The organism is Methylobacterium sp. J-077 (assembly GCF_022829365.1).
In the GTDB taxonomy this organism is placed as follows: domain Bacteria; phylum Pseudomonadota; class Alphaproteobacteria; order Rhizobiales; family Beijerinckiaceae; genus Methylobacterium.
Genome location: NZ_JAKSYJ010000254.1, coordinates 1 through 16,954, shown reverse-complemented (window position 1 = coordinate 16,954; position 16,954 = coordinate 1). Strand labels below are relative to the sequence as shown.

At 70.4% G+C, this 16,954-nt stretch carries 13 protein-coding genes; 8 read left to right on the top strand and 5 right to left on the bottom strand.

The genetic code is table 11. From position 1 onward, the window contains the following. Window positions 1-34 precede the first annotated feature (34 nt). Entirely contained in the window at window positions 35-3,478 is a 3,444-nt protein-coding gene (locus MKL11_RS33325) for an AsmA-like C-terminal region-containing protein (RefSeq protein ID WP_313900804.1), read from the top strand. A gap of 31 nt (window positions 3,479-3,509) precedes the next feature. Here the strand turns inward: MKL11_RS33325 and MKL11_RS32030 are convergent, their stop codons facing one another. Then, window positions 3,510-5,645 carry a S9 family peptidase gene (locus MKL11_RS32030; protein ID WP_243951240.1) on the bottom strand — a complete coding sequence of 712 codons (2,136 nt, stop codon included), beginning with the start codon at window positions 5,643-5,645 and terminating at the stop codon, window positions 3,510-3,512. Window positions 5,646-6,030: 385 nt separating this feature from the next. Here MKL11_RS32030 and MKL11_RS32025 point away from each other — a divergent pair, with 385 nt between their 5' ends. The 3 genes from MKL11_RS32025 (at window position 6,031) to MKL11_RS32015 (ending at window position 7,782) form a co-directional block, all read left to right on the top strand. Beyond that, the gene (locus tag MKL11_RS32025) at window positions 6,031-6,453 is read left to right on the top strand and encodes a MucR family transcriptional regulator (protein WP_243951238.1); all 423 of its coding nucleotides are present in this window, start codon (window positions 6,031-6,033) and stop codon (window positions 6,451-6,453) included. 134 nt (window positions 6,454-6,587) lie between these two features. Further along, the gene (locus tag MKL11_RS32020) at window positions 6,588-6,800 is read left to right on the top strand and encodes a hypothetical protein (protein ID WP_243951236.1); all 213 of its coding nucleotides are present in this window, start codon (window positions 6,588-6,590) and stop codon (window positions 6,798-6,800) included. Window positions 6,801-6,891: 91 nt separating this feature from the next. Next, window positions 6,892-7,782, top strand: a complete 891-nt coding sequence (locus tag MKL11_RS32015) for a DUF6456 domain-containing protein (RefSeq protein WP_243951233.1) — start codon at window positions 6,892-6,894, stop codon at window positions 7,780-7,782. Between the two features lie 209 nt (window positions 7,783-7,991). Here MKL11_RS32015 and MKL11_RS32010 read toward each other — a convergent pair whose 3' ends face one another. The 4 genes from MKL11_RS32010 to MKL11_RS31995 all read right to left on the bottom strand — a co-directional run bounded on the left by MKL11_RS32010 (window position 7,992) and on the right by MKL11_RS31995 (window position 11,055). Next, a complete protein-coding gene (locus MKL11_RS32010; protein WP_243951231.1) occupies window positions 7,992-8,423 on the bottom strand; it encodes a SufE family protein in 432 nt (143 codons plus the stop codon). A gap of 198 nt (window positions 8,424-8,621) precedes the next feature. After that, the gene (locus MKL11_RS32005) at window positions 8,622-9,713 is read right to left on the bottom strand and encodes a sensor histidine kinase (protein WP_243951229.1); all 1,092 of its coding nucleotides are present in this window, start codon (window positions 9,711-9,713) and stop codon (window positions 8,622-8,624) included. Between the two features lie 656 nt (window positions 9,714-10,369). Beyond that, window positions 10,370-10,735, bottom strand: a complete 366-nt coding sequence (locus MKL11_RS32000) for a response regulator (RefSeq protein ID WP_243951227.1) — start codon at window positions 10,733-10,735, stop codon at window positions 10,370-10,372. Window positions 10,736-10,755: 20 nt separating this feature from the next. Beyond that, window positions 10,756-11,055 (bottom strand): STAS domain-containing protein, encoded by a 300-nt coding sequence (locus MKL11_RS31995; protein ID WP_243951225.1) that lies wholly within the window; start codon window positions 11,053-11,055, stop codon window positions 10,756-10,758. A gap of 506 nt (window positions 11,056-11,561) precedes the next feature. Between MKL11_RS31995 and MKL11_RS33320 the strand changes: the two genes are divergently transcribed. The 4 genes from MKL11_RS33320 to MKL11_RS31975 all read left to right on the top strand — a co-directional run. Further along, window positions 11,562-12,605: a methyl-accepting chemotaxis protein gene (locus MKL11_RS33320; protein ID WP_313900803.1), complete on the top strand. Its 1,044-nt coding sequence runs from the start codon at window positions 11,562-11,564 to the stop codon at window positions 12,603-12,605. A gap of 380 nt (window positions 12,606-12,985) precedes the next feature. Then, complete coding sequence (locus tag MKL11_RS31985; RefSeq protein ID WP_243951223.1) at window positions 12,986-15,019, top strand: chemotaxis protein CheA; 2,034 nt, start codon at window positions 12,986-12,988, stop codon at window positions 15,017-15,019. Beyond that, window positions 15,019-15,480, top strand: a complete 462-nt coding sequence (locus tag MKL11_RS31980; RefSeq protein ID WP_243951221.1) for a chemotaxis protein CheW — start codon at window positions 15,019-15,021, stop codon at window positions 15,478-15,480. Before MKL11_RS31985 ends, MKL11_RS31980 begins: the two co-directional genes overlap by 1 nt. Window positions 15,481-15,498: 18 nt before the next feature. Beyond that, window positions 15,499-16,954: MCP four helix bundle domain-containing protein (locus tag MKL11_RS31975; RefSeq protein ID WP_243951219.1), on the top strand; the 1,456-nt coding region annotated here is incomplete at its 3' end.

Here is a 16,954-nt window from a genome sequence, read left to right as displayed (position 1 = left end):
TTGACCGCGCGGGATGGTTCGCGGAACGGGTAGCGTGCGTGATCTTCTGACCGCGCTGGCGGGCGCCGTCATCCTGGTTCTCGTCGCGGCTCTCGCCGTCCCGCCCGTCATCGATTGGCAGGCCCAGCGTGCGCTTGTGGACCGGGGGCTGACCCGGTCCCTGGGCGTGCCGGCCCGGACCGACGGCCGGATCGAGGTGCGGCTCCTGCCCTCGCCGCGGCTGCGCATCGACCGGCTGCATCTCGGGGCCGATCCGACCCGGCCGAGCCTGGACGCCCGCTTCGTCAAGGCCGAGATCGCCCTGGCGCCGCTCCTGAAGGGCGAGTTCCGCTTCACCGAGACCCGGATCGGCCGCGCCGAGATCAGGCTCCCGGTCGCCGGCGGCGATGCCCTGCGGATCCCGCCCGATCTCGGCGAGGCCCTGCGCGCCCGCGATCTCGCCATCGAGGATCTGCACGTCCAGCAATTCCTCGTGACCACACAGGTGCCGGCCACCGGCCGGACCGACCAGCTCTACGTCCAAGACCTGCGCCTCCAAGCCCCCGCCCTGGTCGGCCCCTGGCGGGTGGAGGGTACGAGCGGCGGCGTTCCGTTCCGGGCGGTGAGCGGGACGCCGGGGGCGGATGGCCGGCTCGCGGTGAAGATCGCCGGGGGTGGCGACGTGCATCCGCGCTTCGAGGCGGATGCCCGCCTCGGCCTGGTGCCGAACGAGGCCGACGGGGCGACGCAGATCGAATCCGAGGGCTCGGCCCGCCTCGTGGTCGGCCCGCCGACCCAGGCGGCGGGCCCCTATCTGCCGTTCTCGCTCGGCGGGGCGTTCAAGGCCCGCGGCACGCAGGTGCGGTTCGAGGGCGTCGAGCTCGCGATCGACCCGGGCGGGCGCGCCCTGCGGTTCGCCGGGACCGGCCGGCTCGACCTTCGCCAGTGGCGCGCCGGCCTGAACCTGGACGGCCGCCGCCTCGACCTCGACGCCTTCCTGGCCTCGCCCGAGGGCCAGAACCTGATCGCCCGCGGCGTCCCGGACCTCGGGCACGGCCTGCCCGCGATGCTCGACCTCGACCTCGCGGTTGGCACCCTGGTGCTCGGCGGCGAGGAATGGTCGAACCTCGCGCTGTCCGGCACCGTCGAGCGCGCGGGCGGCCTGCTGCTGCGGCGCCTGTCGGCGGTCGGGCCTGGCGATGCAACCCTGAATGTTAGCGGACAGATCGAGGCGGCACCGTTCCGCCTCACCGGCCCGGTGGCGCTGACCGCCGCCGATTCCGACCCGCTCGGGCGCTACCTGCGCCGGCTCGGCTTGGAAGGTCCCCTGGCCGCGCTCCTCGACGGGCGGCGGGTCGAGGCGGCGGCCGACCTGTCCGCGGCCGCCTCCAGCCTGTCCCTGCGCAACCTGCGCCTCGGCCTGGGGCCGGCGCGCATCACCGGCAATGCCCGCTACACCGCCGCGGAGGCGGGAGCGCGCGGGCGGTTCGACGCCCAGATCCGCGCCAGCGGCATCGACATCGCCGCCCTGCCACCGCTCGGGACGACGCTCGGCAGCCTGCGCGACCACGACCTCGCCCTGACCCTTGAGGCGAAAGACGTGCGCTACGGGCCGGCGGGCTCCGGCAACGGAACGATCGCGGCGCGCATCCAGTCGGACGGGTCGAGCCTCTTGGTCGACAGCCTCGACGTGACGGATCTGGCGGGCGCCAGCGCGAAACTGTCCGGCCGGATCGGCGCGGACGGGACCGGCCGCGTCTCCGGGCGACTGAAGGCCCCGGTGGCGGCGCCGCTGCTCGGCCTGCTCGAACGGGTCTGGGTCGGCGAGCTCCGCCTGCTGCCCGCTTTCCTGCGCGAGGCCCCCCTCGACCTCGCCGTCACCCTCGACCGGGAAGGCGGCTCGGCTGATGCCCTGCGCAGCCAGGCCCGGGGCAATGCCGGCGGCGGCACACTCGACCTGACGCTGGCGAGCCGCGGGACGCGGATCGAGGGCGGGACTGCGACGCTCACCACCCCCCGGGCCGGCGTCTGGTTCGGGCGCACCGACATCGCCGGCCTGCAGCAGCCTGCCGAGCTGCACCTGAGCGCCGAGCGGCCGGATACCGACACCCTCGCGCTGACCGTCAACGGCACCGTCGCCGGCCTGAAGCTCGCCACCGCCCGGCCGATCCTGGTCGGCCCCGACGCCCTACCGCGTGCCGGCGAGATCCGGGCCGACACCGGCGATCTCGCTCCGTTCCTGACCCTGGCCGGGGCCGCCCGCCTCAGCCCCGGCGCCTGGCCAGCCGAGTTCTCTTTCACGCTTGCCAAGGACGGGGGCGACATCGCCGCCGACACCACCGGCAAGATCGCCGGCGCGGCCGTCAGCGGCCGGCTGCTGCGGGCGCCGGGCGGGGCGCTGCGCGGCCGTTTCAGCCTCGACCGTCTGTCGCTGCCGCAATTGGCAGCCGCCCTTGTGCTGCCGCCGGACGCGGCCAAGGGGGATCGCTTCGGACCCCCAACGCAAGCGCTGGCGCCCGTCGCGCTCGATGCCCGGATCGCGAGCCTCGATCTCGGCCACGGGCTTATGGCCACGGAGGCGAACCTCGCGCTCGGTCTTGCCGACGGCGCCCTGACCCTGCGCGACCTCACGGCCAAGCTCGCCGGGGGGCGGATCGCCGGCTCCGCCACGATCACCCGCCGCGGATCCGAGGCGTCCGTCTCCGGGGAGGGCGCCCTCGACGACGCCGCGCTCGCCGCCCTGGCCGGGGGGGGGCCGATCGGTGGGCGCCTGACCGTGTCCCTCCGCTTCACCGCAACGGCCGAGACCGCCCCGGGCCTCGCCGACAACCTCTCCGGCAGCGGCAGCCTCACCCTCAAGGACCTCAGCGTCCCGGAGGTCGACCCGTCGGCCCTCGGCCGTGCGCTCGCAAGGGCGGTGGAGATCGACGATCCCCTGCGGGAGGGGCGGCTGCAGGCCCTGATCGCCGAGGAACTCGCCAAGGGCGGCGCGCAGGCCAAGGCGCCGGCGAGCAGCCCGGCCACCATTGTCGGCGGTGTCCTGCGGGCCGGGCCCCTCGACCTCGATTTCGGGGCCGCCCGCTGGTCCGGCACGATCGGCTACGACCTGCGCAGCCAGCGCCTCGACGCCCGGGGGCTCCTGTCCGGCGGCGCCGTTCCCCGGGGCTGGAGCGCCGGCACCCCGGCCGTCCAGCTCGGATTCACCGGCGCGCTCGGGGCGCCCAAGCGCGTGCTCGACGTCGGCGCCCTGTCGAACGGGCTCGCCGCCTTCGTGCTCCAGCGCGAGCTGGAGACGATCGAGCTGACCGAGGCCGACCAGGTCGAGCGCCAGCGCCGCCGCTCCCGGATCGAGATGGACCGCGCCCGCGCCGCCGCGCTCAAGGCCGCCGCCGACAAGGCCGCGGCGGACGAAGCCGCCCGGCAGGCCCGGGTGCGGAACGAGGGAGCGGCAGGCGAGGGGGCGCCGGTCGAGCCGCCGGTCGAGCCGCCGCGTCCGTAGACGAACCGGCATCCCCCTCGGCGGCGAGCCCCTACACCTTCCCCGCCGCCATCAGCGCGAACGCGTAGATCAGCGCCACCTCCTCCAGCCGGTCGAAGCGGCCGGCGGCGCCGCCGTGGCCGGCCTCCATGTTGATGCGCAGGAGGATCGGGCCGCCGCCGGTCATGGTCGCGCGCAGCCGGGCGACCCATTTCGCCGGCTCCCAGTAGGTCACCCGCGGGTCTGTGAGGCCGCCGAGCGCCAGGATCGCCGGGTAGGCCTTGGCGGCGACGTTGTCGTAGGGCGAATACGACAGGATCGTCTCGAAGGCCGCGACGCTCTCGGCCGGGTTGCCCCATTCGGGCCATTCCGGCGGGGTGAGCGGCAATTCCGCGTCCAGCATGGTGTTGAGCACGTCCACGAACGGCACGTCGGCGACGATCCCGGCGAACAACTCAGGGGCGAGGTTGGCGACCGCGCCCATCAGCATGCCGCCGGCCGAGCCGCCATGGGCGACGATACGCTTTTCCGCTGTGTAGCCGGAAGCGATCAGCGCCCGCCCGCAGGCGATGAAATCCGTGAAGGTATTGGGCTTCTTCTCGCGCTTGCCGTCGAGGTACCAGCGCCAGCCCTTCTCGGTGCCGCCGCGGACATGCGCGATGGCGTAGACGAAGCCGCGATCGACCAGGCTCAGCAGGTTGGTGCGGAAGCCTGCCGGCATCAGCGTCCCGTAGGAGCCGTAGCCGTAGAGCAGGAGCGGCGCCGACCCGTCCAGTGCCAGGTCCCGGCGGTGCAGGAGCGAGATCGGCACCTGCTCGCCGTCCGGGGCGGTGGCGAACAGCCGGCGGGTCACGTAGGCGGCCGGATCGTGCCCGCTCGGGATGGTCTGGCGCTTGCGCAACGTCCGGTTGCGGCTGTCGCAGGCATAGTCCCAGGTCTCGGATGGCGTCGTCATGGACGAGTAGACGAACCGGATCGTCGCCGTGTCGAATTCGTGCCCGCCCCGGAGGCCCAGCGCGTAGGCTTCCTCGGCGAAGGCCACCGTGTGTTCCGCGTCGTCGGCCAAGTCGCGCACGATGATCCGCGGCCGGGCGTTCTCGATCTCGAGGCGGATCAGGTGGCCGGCCAGAAGGTGCAGGTGGCGGATCATCACCCCCGGCCGGTGGGGCACGAGGTCGGTCCAGTTGGCCCGGCCCGGAGCGTCCAGCGGCGCGGTGACGATCTTGAAGTCCTCAGCGCCGTCCGCGTTGGTGCGGATGTAGAGCCGGTCGCCGCGGTGCTCGACGTCGTAGATCAGCAGCGGCTCGCGCTTCTGCACCAGCCGCAGGGCGGCCGACGGCGCGTGCCGGTCGAGGAGCCGGACCTCCGAGGTCTCGTGGTCGCTCGCGGTCACATCCAGGAAGGCGCCGGACTGGGTGCGGCCGATATGGACGAAGTAGCCCGCATCCGGCTCGGTGTAGAGGGTCTCGTCGGCGGATTGCGCGGTGCCGAGGCGGTGGCGCATCACCTTGGCGGGGCGGTGATTGGCGTCGAGGGCCACGTACCAGAAGCTGTGCCCGTCCGCGGCCCAGACCGCCTCGCCGGAGGTCGCCTCGACCCGGTCGTCGCGGTCGAGACCGGTGGCGAGGTCGCGCACCTTGATCGTGTAGAGCTCGGAACCCTTGGTGTCGGCGCTCCAGGCGAGCAGCCCGTGGTCGTCGGAATGGGCCGCGGCGGCGATCTCGAAGAACGGCAGGCCCTCGCCCTCCCGGTCGCCATCGATCAGGATCGTCTCGTCCGGGTCGGGGCCTGACTCCGGCACGTTCGGCGAGGAGGCCGGTCGCCGGCAGACCAGCGGGTGCTGCCCGCCCTCCCGGTGGCGGGTGTAGTAGGCGTAAGGCCCGTCCGGATCGGGCACGCCGCTCTCGTCCTCCTGGATGCGGCCGCGCATTTCGGAGACCAGGGTCTTGCGCAGGTCGGCGCTGCCGGCGAGCGCGGCTTCCGCGTAGGCGTTCTCGGCCTTGAGGTAGGCGGCGATGTCGTCGGGGAGGGCGGCGGGGTCCTTGAGGACCGCCTGCCAGTTCTCCGCCTTCAACCAGGCGTAGTCGTCGACGATCTCCCGGCCGTGGACGCTGAAGCGCCGCGGCCGGATCTCGGCCATTGGCGCCCCGGTCCGGTGAGCATGAAAGCCGCGCCCGATCTCCGTCATCGTATCTCCCGCCGGGTCCTGTGACGCCCGGTCCGGGGATGTGTCGCGTCGGCGGCCGGGACGCAAGCCGCCGCGACTCCGCAACCGGCCGGCGCCATAACTTTAAGTTAGTAAGAAGGAAATCTAGATCTACTTATAGATGGGAAACGTGATCCGGAAGTATCCCGGGACCGATCGATGCGGCGCTTGCCGATAATATCGTTCCAACTTGTAATACAAATTGGCCTGTTGTACCTTGGTACAAGGGATCGATTGGTGCACACCCGGCTCGGGACCGCTTGTTCGCGCCGGGTACCACTCTGTCCCGATGCGGGCGTCGGTCAATGCTTGGAACGATGAGGGCAGGAGCGGGACGCACGCTTCATCTGAAATCGGGGGTCATGTGGTGAGAGAGAACGGGAACGCGATCGATCTTGTGGGTGCTACGGCCGACGTCGTGGCCGCCTATGTCCGCAAGAATGCCATTCCGGTGAGCGAATTGCGGCCGCTGTTCGGCAGCGTCTACGCGGCCCTGAAACGGGTCGTGGAGAGCCAGGCCGGCGCGGCGGCAGAGCCGGCGAAGCCGGCGGTTCCGGTCGAGGGCTCGATGACGGCGGATTACATCGTCTGTCTGGAAGACGGCCGGAAGTTCAAGTCGCTCAAGCGGCATCTCCGGTCGAAATACGAGATGAGTCCCGAGCAATACCGCGCGAAGTGGAAGCTGCCTGCCGATTACCCGATGGTGGCGCCGAACTACGCCAAGACCCGCTCCGAACTCGCCAAGGCGATCGGGCTGGGCCGGCCTGCCGCTTTCCAGGACGCCGCCTGAGCGCGTCCCCGCCGGGGCCGCGATACAACCAAGGGATACCGGCGAGGGATACCGGGACGATGTCGGGCGTTGGGGTGCGATGGCTCGCTTCGTGCGATGCGATCGCAACCCCGTCCGGCGCCGAGGTGCTGTGCATGACCGCAAGTCCCGATCCCCAGGATGGCAATCCCGCGGAGGCTATCGAGCCGATGAACGCGGCTCTCTCCGAATGGGCCGCGCGGTCTGCCGCCGACAGCACCGCGCTGATCGATCGCTTCGAAGAATTGGGCTACGCGGTCCGCGGCAAGTCCGAGGACGAGATCGCGGAGATCCTTCGCCGGCCACCGACCGGGCCGCGCCGGACCTGAATCCCGTATTAGGCAAAAAAGCCTTGACTCCCGACCCGATCCCGCGCTAAGCGAGATGCCGCGAAGCTGCGTCGCCTGATCGGAACAAATCATGAACAAAGGGGCGAGATCCGGTCGGGCCAAGGCCGCAGGACCCGGGGCGGCAGGGAAGACGACAGGGAAGGCGGCAAGGGAGGCAGCAAGGGAGGCAGCAGGGGCGCCCCTGTCACCGGAGGCGGCGCGGCTGCTGGCGCGGCTCGGAGAGGCGGGGGCCTATGCTCGGCCCGATCCGCTCGCCGAGGAGGGCCTGCTGGTCCGGCGGGGCGGCGCGGGAATCTCGGTGGGCAGCGGGCGTTTTCCGCAGGCCGCGGGCCGGCAACTCGTGGCTGCCGATCTCGCGGCCTGGGATCCGGCCGGCACGCGGCTGACGATCGGCCCGGCCGGGCTGGCGCGGCTGCGGCGCGGGCAGGCCCCGGACGGGATGGGGTTCCTCGCCCAGCACCACGACCTCACCGTGGACCAGGACGGCGCCTCGGAGCCCGCCCTGCGGAACGCATCCGAAAACCCCCTGGCCTGGATGGTCCGGCGCCGGGGCGGGGACGGTGCGCCGCTGATCGACCCGGCGGCGTTCGAGGCCGGCGAGCGGTTGCGCCGGGACATGACCACCGCCGCGATGCTGCCCCGGATGGGGATCGAGCTCGGCGCACCCCGGGTCGATGGCGGCGGCGCCCGCGACCCGGCCGCCGCCTCCGATCAGGTGATCGCCGCCCGCCAACGGGTCCGCGGCGCCCTCGACGCGGTGGGCGGCGACCTGTCGGGCCTGCTGATCGACCTGTGCGGCTTCCTCAAGGGCCTGGAGCGGATCGAGGCCGAGCGCCGCTGGCCGGCCCGCTCGGCCAAGGTCGTGGTCCGCATCGCCCTCGGGCGGCTGGCCGAGCATTACGGCCTGGAGCGCGAGGCGACCGGGCCGGACAGCGGGCGGTTACGGTTGTGGCGGGCGTGAGGGGCGGGGCCGAGCGATCGGGAATACCGGGTGCAAAGCCCGCCCGTCGTTCCGTGGTGCCGCGGGCGGGCCCGGTGCGGGGAGGGAGCCAAGGCTGGAAGACCTCCAATCCTTGCCCTCACCCTTCGAGGCGGCTTCGCCGCACCTCAGGATGAGGGTGCGGGTGGGATGATGCCGCCGAGCAGGCCTTCGCAAGGATCGCCCGTCCTCTACCCCTCGGCCCCCAGAAACCGCACCGAATCCCGGTGCACCCGGTCGGCCATGGCGCGCACGCCGTTGGAGCGCTGCGGGGTCAGGTGCTCGCCCAGGCCAAGCTTGGTGTAGAGCGCGAAGGCGTCGGTCTCGGCGGCCTCGCGGAGCGGCTTGCCGTCGAACAGCGCGATCATCAGCGCCACGAGGCCGCGCACGATATGGGCGTCGCTGTCGCCGCGCATGCGCAGGCGCGGCTCGGCATCCGAGCGGTCGACGTCGAGGTCGATCCAGACCTGGCTGGCGCAGCCCTGGACCTTGTTGGCCTCGGCGTGCAGCGCCGGGTCCGCGGGCGGCAGGGCGCGCCCCAGCTCGATCAGATAGCGGTAGCGCTCTTCCCAATCGTCGATGAACGCGAAGTTCTCGACGATGGTGTCGATCGGGGGAACCATGGTGGACCGGATCTCGCGTGGGCCGGGGCTGTTCGCGCATCGTCCTGGGCATCGGAACCAGGACGACGCGCTAGGCCCTTGGTTTTACATCATCTTGTTCCGAAAGCCGGAAACCACCTTTCGGGATGATGCTCTATAAGGCCCCGGCGAAAATCTGGCGACTCGATCGCGAAGCGCCAGGGGGTGCGGCGCCGGCGATCACGGCTCCGGGGCTTGTGTCGGCGGCAGGGTCAGGATCAGGGGCTCGGCGGTGCTGGCATCGCCCGACACCAAAATCTCGGCCTGGGCCGCGTAGGCCGCAATCAGGCGCGGGCCCAACTTCGGGATGTTGGAGCGGCCGGTGGCGGCCATCTCGCTGATGCCGGAGACGATCGAGACGCGCAGCGGATGGCCCTCGGCCGATTCAATCTCGATGGCGATCGAGCAGGCGACGTGCTCGGCGGTGGCGTCCAGGCACTCGGCGACGATCTCGGCGACGATCATGCCCAGCGCGTTGGCGGTGCGCGGCTCGACCAGCCCGGTCCCGGAACCGCCGACCTGCACGCCGATCCGCCCGGCCCGCCGGAGCTGCCCGAGGCCCGAGGCCAGGCGGTGCAGGTAATCGTGCAGGTCGATCGAGGCGATGTGAGGCGCCTCGTGCAGGTGCTGCTGCACCAGCGCGATCGCCCGGACCCGCTGGCCCAGCGCCTCGAAGCTGCCGCGGCACGGGTCCGGGGCGGCCCGCCCGTACAGGCCGATCAGGCTGACCATCACCTGGAGGTTGTTGCGCACCCGGTGATAGACCTCGGCGAGCAGCGCCTCCTTCTCGGCGAGCGCCTGCTCGATATGCTCCTCGGCGTGCTTGCGGTCGGTGATGTCGAAGCAGGAGCCGAGATAGCCCTGGAAGCGGCCGTCCTCGACCAGCGGGCGGGCGGTATCGAGCAGCCAGCGGTAGACGCCGTCGTGCCGCTTCAGCCGGAATTCCACTGTGAACGGCGAGCGCGCCGCGAAGGCCTCCGCGACGATCCGGGCGTGACGCTCGAAATCCTCCGGATGCAGGCCGCTGCGCCAGCCGAGGCGCAATTCCTCCTCGAGCGGCCGGCCGGTGAAATCGAGCCAGCACTCGTTGTGGTGGACGGCACGGCCGGTCTCGTCCGAGCGCCACAGCATCAGCGGCACCACGTCGGCGAAGCGCCGGAAGCTGTCGCTCAGGGCGATGCTGCCCGCGGCCGCCGGCCCGTGCGTCGGATCGCCCGAGGGGTCCGTCGCCTGCGGCGCAGCCGTTCCGGACCCTGGTGGCTGACCGCCCATTCTGTACCCGACCCGCTGTGCCGAACTGCGTGAGACGTTGTGATTGCTTCGTGATGGCGCCGGTCAACGTGCCGATGGGGGTCCCGTTCCGATCCCACGTTGCCGCTGGCGCGCTCATCCACACTGGGATGCGGAATTCGCGACGCGGTCGGATTTTCAGGGCAGTTTTAGGAGCCTGTAGCGCGGGTTGCACCACGCGTTACAGTTCATCTCATCCGTGGGATGGGAAGGGACGGTCGCGCGCACGCACATGCGCCCTCCCTCCCCCGCAAAGGGGCTACCGGATTCCCGCTTCGGGCCTGGTCACACGGGCACAGGATGACGCGCGGGTCCCCTCTCCCGTGCGGGCTGCGATGTTCACGCATCTCCTGCTGCGAGGCGCGATGCGCTCTCTTCCCCTTGCGGGGAGGGGAAAAGCGCCTCCTTTTCAAGCTGTCAGTGTCAGCCTGAGAAGTGTGAATCCGGTAGCCCGCACGGGCGCGGGGGCCCGTCGCATCCTGCACGAGCCGCCATGTGAGCAACGTCGCGCAGAGAGGGGAGGGAGACGCGCCACGATTCGGGAGCGACTGTCGTTCTACCGGGTGCGTCGTCCGAAACCCGACCTGTGCATCCGGTCGCCCGTCGAGGAACAGGCCCGATGGACCAGGCCCGATGCGTCAGGCGCGGATCAGCTTCGCCACCACCGCCAGCAGCTGCTCCGGCTTGAACGGCTTGGTGATCCAGCCGGTGGCGCCGGCCGATTTCGCCTGCTGCTTGATGCTCTCGTCCGATTCCGTGCTCAGGAACAGGATCGGCACCCCCGCGCAGGCCGGCACGGTGCGCAGCTGCTTGATCATCTCGATGCCGTTCATCACCGGCATGTTGAGATCGGTGATCACCAGGTTGATCGCCCCGGCCTTGGCCTTGGCCAAACCCTCGGCGCCGTCCTCGGCCTCGATCACGGTGTGGCCGGCGGGGCCCAGCACGATCTTGATCATCTGGCGGATGCTGGGCGAGTCGTCGACGGCGAGAACGGTGGCCATGATGGGGCGCGGTCCTGGGCTCAGAGGGTGGGGACGGAAGCGGCTTCGAACGGCGGCTGCGGCGCGATGCCGGCGCGCCGGAACGCCGCCGTGACCGCATCGGGCCGGTTGATCAGGTCGAGATTCGTGCCGCGCGAGGCCGCCGACTTGGCGGCCGCGACGACGAGCTGGACGAAGGTCACGTCCACCGTCTCGATCGCCGCGCAATCCAGCGCCAGGCCGGACGCGCCGTCGAGCGCCGCCAGCAGGTCGGCCCGGAGCGCCTGCGCCGTCCGGAGCGTGCAGTCCGGCGGCATCGTGAGGGTGACAGGTTCGGCCATGAGGAATCCGCTGCTGGTGCGCGGCCAGACTGGCTGCAGTCGATCTCTTTGAGAATCGGGCCGTTAAATTTCCCTTGAATGGATCATAACGCCCCCGCGGGTCCGACGATCGACGCGGGGTTTCCTGTTGACAACTGCGCCGTTCCGGACGGGCTGCGAATCTATATTGAGCGAATTGTGCGGCTTGTTATCCGGATTTCGGCCCGGCCAATGCTGGTATTCGACAGTTGTCTAATTTGAATATTTTGGAAGTATTTGTCTTCAAATTGTGACTCCAAATGGCCATCACGGTGCGTTGCCGGTCACACGGAATATGTCGGCCGACACTCATAGAACGATCGGCATAACTGTTCATTCAGATGGTCGGCTTAGAAAACGGCTGCTCGCGGTCGTCAATTCGATCCTGGCCCCGGCGAGAGCTGGACGAGTCCGAGGAATACATATCAATGGTCTTCTGGGGGCGGGCGAATCTGAAGTCGGATCACGAGGATGCGTCGGATGCGCGCGTGGCCCTCGCCCTGGCCGGGGATGCGCCGGCCGCCGGACCGGCCGCGCCGCTGCACCCGTTGGGGGCCGCGGATATCCTCCAGGCGCGGCTCGGCCTGTCGGAGGTTCAGCGCAGGACCCTGGACGCCCTGATCGACGAGCTCGGGATCGTCTCGACGGATGTCGAGACCGACGTGCACGGCCTGTCGGACCGGTTCCAGCGGATCGCCGTAACCACCCGCGGCCAGTCCGAGATCGTGCAGGGGCTGGTGGCGTCGATCCAGTCGGTGCGGATCGATGGGACCGAGCGGCCGCTCGCCGAGGTCGCGGCGGCGTTGGGCGAGATCCTGGCGATGCTCAACGACAGGATCGGGTTCATGTCGTCGCGCGGCGCCACCATGGAGGGCGCTCTGAACGGCGTGCTGGGCGAGTTGTCCTCGGTGGATGGCAGCATCGCCCAGATCGAGACGATCAACCGCCAGACCAACCTGCTGGCGTTGAACGCCAAGATCGAGGCGGCGCGCGCCGGGGAGGCCGGCAAGGCCTTCGCCGTGGTGGCCGACGAGGTGCGCAGCCTCGCCGGCGCGATCAATACGCTCTCGGGGGTGATCAAGCAGCAGATCGGCTCGATCGCCGGCGGCCTGCGCAGCAGCCACGCGCTGCTGCACGACATCGCCACCATCGACATGTCGGAGGAGAGCCGCAACGCCGATGCCCGGGTGCGCCAGGTCATGCAGGCCCTGGTCGAGCAGAGCTCGCGGTTTGCCGGCGTGCTGGGCCAGACCGTGCAGACCACCGAGGCGATCACCCAGGACGTCTCGGGCGCCATCGTGGCCATGCAGTTCCAGGATCTCGCCAAGCAGCGCCTGCAGAACCTGCAGGCGATCCTGCGCGCCCTGCAGGCCGCCCCGGACGGCCATGCCGAGCAGGACTGGGCGGCGGCGATGATCGCGGGCTGCACCCTCGGCGAGGTCCGGGACCGGATGTCTTGCCGCCTGCTGGGCACCACGACGCCGGCTCAGGCGCGCGACGACGATCCGCTGGCGGGCGTCGACCTGTTCTGAGCATGCGACAGATCTCGATGCGGATCGACTGTATCGATCGACGCTACCGCAGGTTAGATCGTCGATCTACCAGGGCACCTGTTATAAAGGTTGCGCACAATTCATATCTGGCGCAATCTGTATTCGTCGAATACTGATTTTTTCAAAGATCGATCGATTTGATCCATTCAAGAAAGAGATTTATTCGGGGAAAAATCTGGCCGAAACGGCTTTTTAACGAGGTCAGGTCTTCTTTTCTTAACGACTTCAAAGTAGCATGAGTCCCGATCGATCGCCTGAGTCTCGGGTCGATCGCGCGATCTAGCCTTCGGCCGGCGTCCGGATCGGACGCGTGATCGCCCGGATACCTCGGAAGACGGCGCAACTGGATCCGCTCGACGATGACTGATCACGATCCACGCGAGGTGTTCCTGGCGGAAGCCAACGAGCTTCTCGACCGGCTGGAGACCACGCTGCTCGACCTCGGCGACCGGCCCGGCGACTCGGCGCTGGTCGACACCGCGTTCCGGGCCCTGCACACGATCAAGGGATCGGGGGCGATGTTCGGCTTCGACCGGGTCGCGGCCTTCACGCACGATTTCGAGACCGCCTTCGACCTGGTCCGGCGCGGCGAGGTCCCGATCAGCGCCGACCTGGTCAACATCTCGCTCTCGGCCAAGGACTACATCCGCACGCTGATCGAGGATCCGGATTCCACCGCCCCGGTGATCGGCGAGGCGATCCTGGCGGAGCTCGAGCGGCTGGTGGGCCGGGCGCAGGCCCAGCCGGCCATGCCGCCGCAGCCCGAGGCGCCGGCCCCGGAGATGCCGGATGCCGGGACCGCCGGGTGGCGGATCGGCATCGCCTTCGCCCCGGAGGTCCTGCGCAACGGCACCAACCCGCTCGCGCTCCTCGACGAGCTGCGCGAGCTGGGTCCCTGCACGGTGGTGCCGCGGCTGGCCGACCTGCCCGACCTCGCCGCCCTGGACCCGGAGCGCCTGGCGCTCGGCTGGGACGTGACTTTGCGCGGGGCCGCGACCCGCGAAGCGATCGAGGACGTTTTCCTGTTCGTGCGGGACGACATGGTCCTGACCCTGGCGCCGCTGGACGACCGCGCCCCGGCCCCCGCGCCGGTCGCGGTCCCTCTCCCCGCCGCGCCGGCGCCGGTGCCGGTCGCCCAGCCGCCTGCCAAGCCCGCCGCCTCCGAGGCCGAGCGCCGGGGACCCGCCCGCGGCTCCGAACCCCGCGGGTCCAGCACCATGCGGGTCGAGGCCGAGCGGCTGGACGAGCTGCTCGACCGGGTCGGCGAGCTGGTGATCGCCCAGGCCCGGCTGAGCCAGCTCGCCGGCCACCATGCCGATGCCGGTCTCCAGACTATCGCGGAGGAGATCGAGCGGCTGTCGGCACAGCTGCGCGACACCACCATGAGCATCCGCATGGTGCCGATCGGCGCCCTGTTCGGCCGGTTCCGGCGCCTGGTCCACGACCTGTCGGGGGATCTCGGCAAGCCCGTGACCTTCGTCACCGACGGCGAGGAGACCGAGCTCGACAAGACCGTGATCGAGCGCCTGGCCGATCCGCTGGTGCACCTGATCCGCAACGCCATCGACCACGGCATCGAGGACCCGGCCCGCCGGGGCGCCTCCGGCAAGGACCCGACCGGGCGCATCACGCTCGGCGCCGAGCATGTCGGCGCCCAGGTCCACGTCACCGTGCGCGACGACGGCGCCGGGCTCGACGTAGCGCGCATCCGCGCCAAGGCCGAGGAGCGCGGGCTCGTCGCCCCCGGCACCCCGCTCACCGACCAGCAGGTCTACCAGTTCCTGTTCGCACCGGGCTTCTCCACCGCGCAGCAGATCTCGGCGCTGTCCGGCCGCGGCGTCGGGATGGATGTCGTCAAGAAGACGATCGAGGCCCTGCGCGGCTCGATCGACATCACCACCGAGCCGGGGGCGGGCATCGCCATCGTGCTGCGCCTGCCGCTGACGCTGGCGATCATCGAGGGCCTGCTGATCCGCGTCGGCGACGGCCGCTACGTGCTGCCGCTGGCGGCCGTGGAGGAATGCGTCGAGCTGCCCGAGGGCGACCGCAGCGAACGCGGCCGGGACTTCCTCAACATCCGCGGCGACCTCGTGCCGTTCCTGCGCCTGCGCAGCCTGTTCGCGGCGACCGGCGAGCCCGACCCGTACCAGAAGGTGATCATCGTCTCGGTGGGCGAGGCCCGGTTCGGGCTCGTGGCCGACCAGATCCTCGGCAACCATCAGACGGTGATCAAGTCGCTGTCGAAGCTGCACGCCGACGTGACGACCTTCTCGGGCGCCACGATCCTGGGCGACGGCACCGCCGCTCTGATCATCGACCCGGCCCAGCTGATGGCCGGTGGACAGATCGGCGCCGCCCCGGACGGGCTGCGCGACTACCGTGAGGTGGCGTGATGACCGATTTCGTGGAGGCCATCGAGCAGGGCCGCGCCCTGCAGGTCGTGATGATGCGCATCGGCGCCGAGACCTTCGCGCTCGGAGCCGGGATGGTGCGCGAGATCATCGACCCGATCCCGACCACCCGGGTCGCGGGCGCCCGGCCCCATCTCGGCCACGTGGTCAACGTGCGCGGCAACGTCGTGCCGCTGGCCGACATCCGCGAGCGCTTCGGCATGCCGATGGCGGCCGCGACGCCGGACACCCGCTTCGTGGTGATCGAGCTCGATCTCGACGGCGATCCGACCCTGGTCGCGCTCGTGGCCGACAAGGTGTTCGAGGTGACCGCGGTCGCCCTGGAGACCCGCCAGCCGGCGCCGAAGATCGGCACGTCGTGGCGGCCCGAATACATCCGCTCCATCGTCAAGTCCGGGGATGACTTCGTCATCATCCCGGACATGCAAGCAATCCTGAACTGACCGGCAGGGGCTGGGGATATGCGTCTTTCGATAAAGGCCAAGCTGGCCGGCGGGTTCGGCACGTTGCTGATCCTCGCGGGCCTGGCCGGCGGGGTCGGCTACCTGGGCTTGATGGAGTCCGACAGGAGCCTGGAGTTTCTGCGCGACCGCGCGGAGATGCAGGCCCAGGTGCTGGAGGCCAAGGCCAACGCCATCCGCAGCACCGCCAACATGCGCACGGCCGTGATCACCGTGAACGACGCGCAGATCGAGGATTCCCTCAAGCGCGCCCTCGATAACCGCAAGCGCGCCCAGGAGGCCGTCGCCAAGGTCAAGGCCGGCGTCTCGACCGAGGAGGGCGGCCGGCTCGCCCAGGACCTCGAGCAGAAATACGAGACGCAAGTCGCCCTGGGCAACAAGATCGTGGACCTAGCCCGGATGAATGCCAATGCCCGGGCCTGGGGCGAGATCATCGGCGTGGGTCGCCCGGCCATGGCCGCGCTGCGGACGGAGCTGGGGGCTCTCACGGCCAAGGCCGATGAGCACGCCATCGACCTGACCAAGGCGGTGCTGGCGTTTCAGATCCCCCTCGAACGGGCCTGGGGCCGGCTGCAGGCCGCCACGGGCGCGGTCAGCGTCGCCGGGCTGGACGAGCACGTGACCGATGCCAAGCGGCTTCGCGAGGAGATCGGGCGCAGCATGGAGAACCTGCTCCGTGTCGGCGCGGCCCTGAAGGTCCCCACCGAAGCGGTCCGGCAGAGCTTCGAGACCTGGTCCGCCTCGTTCCAGAGGGCCCTGGCCACGATCGAGCCCGGCGCACCCATTCACGCGATCGAGCTCGTTTCGGGCGCGTACAGCGCCGCGTCCATCGCCACCAACCAGGCCTTCGATACCCTGTCCGATTACCAGGGCCGCCAGATGGCGGAGGCGGTCGCGCGCTCGAAGGCGGCGTCGCGCGAGAGCCAGACGCTGATGCTCGCCACCTTGGCCGGCGCGCTCCTCCTCGGTCTCGGCATCGCCGGGTGGCTTGCGGTCTCGATCGCGCGGGGGCTGGCCCGGGCCGTCTCGCTGGCCGAGGGCGTCGCGGCCGGGGATCTCGGCACGACGATCGCCGTGACGTCGCAGGACGAGATCGGTGATCTCGTGACCGCCATGAACCGGATGACCGACAATCTCAGGGAGACCGCGTCCCTGGCCAACGCGATCGCGAAGGGCGACCTTACGGTCGAGGCCAATCCCCTCTCCGACAAGGACACGATGGGGCTCGCTTTGCAGACGATGCTGGCACAGCTCCGCGCCGTGGTGGCGGAGGCGAACACGGCGGCCGGCAACGTGTCGGCTGGCTCGCAGGAGCTGTCGTCCTCGGCCGAGCAGCTGTCGCAGGGCTCGACCGAGCAGGCCGCGTCCACGGAGGAGGCCTCGGCCTCGGTCGAGGAGATGGCCGCCAACGTCAAGCAGAACGCCCAGAACGCCAGCCAGACCGAGGCGATCGCGC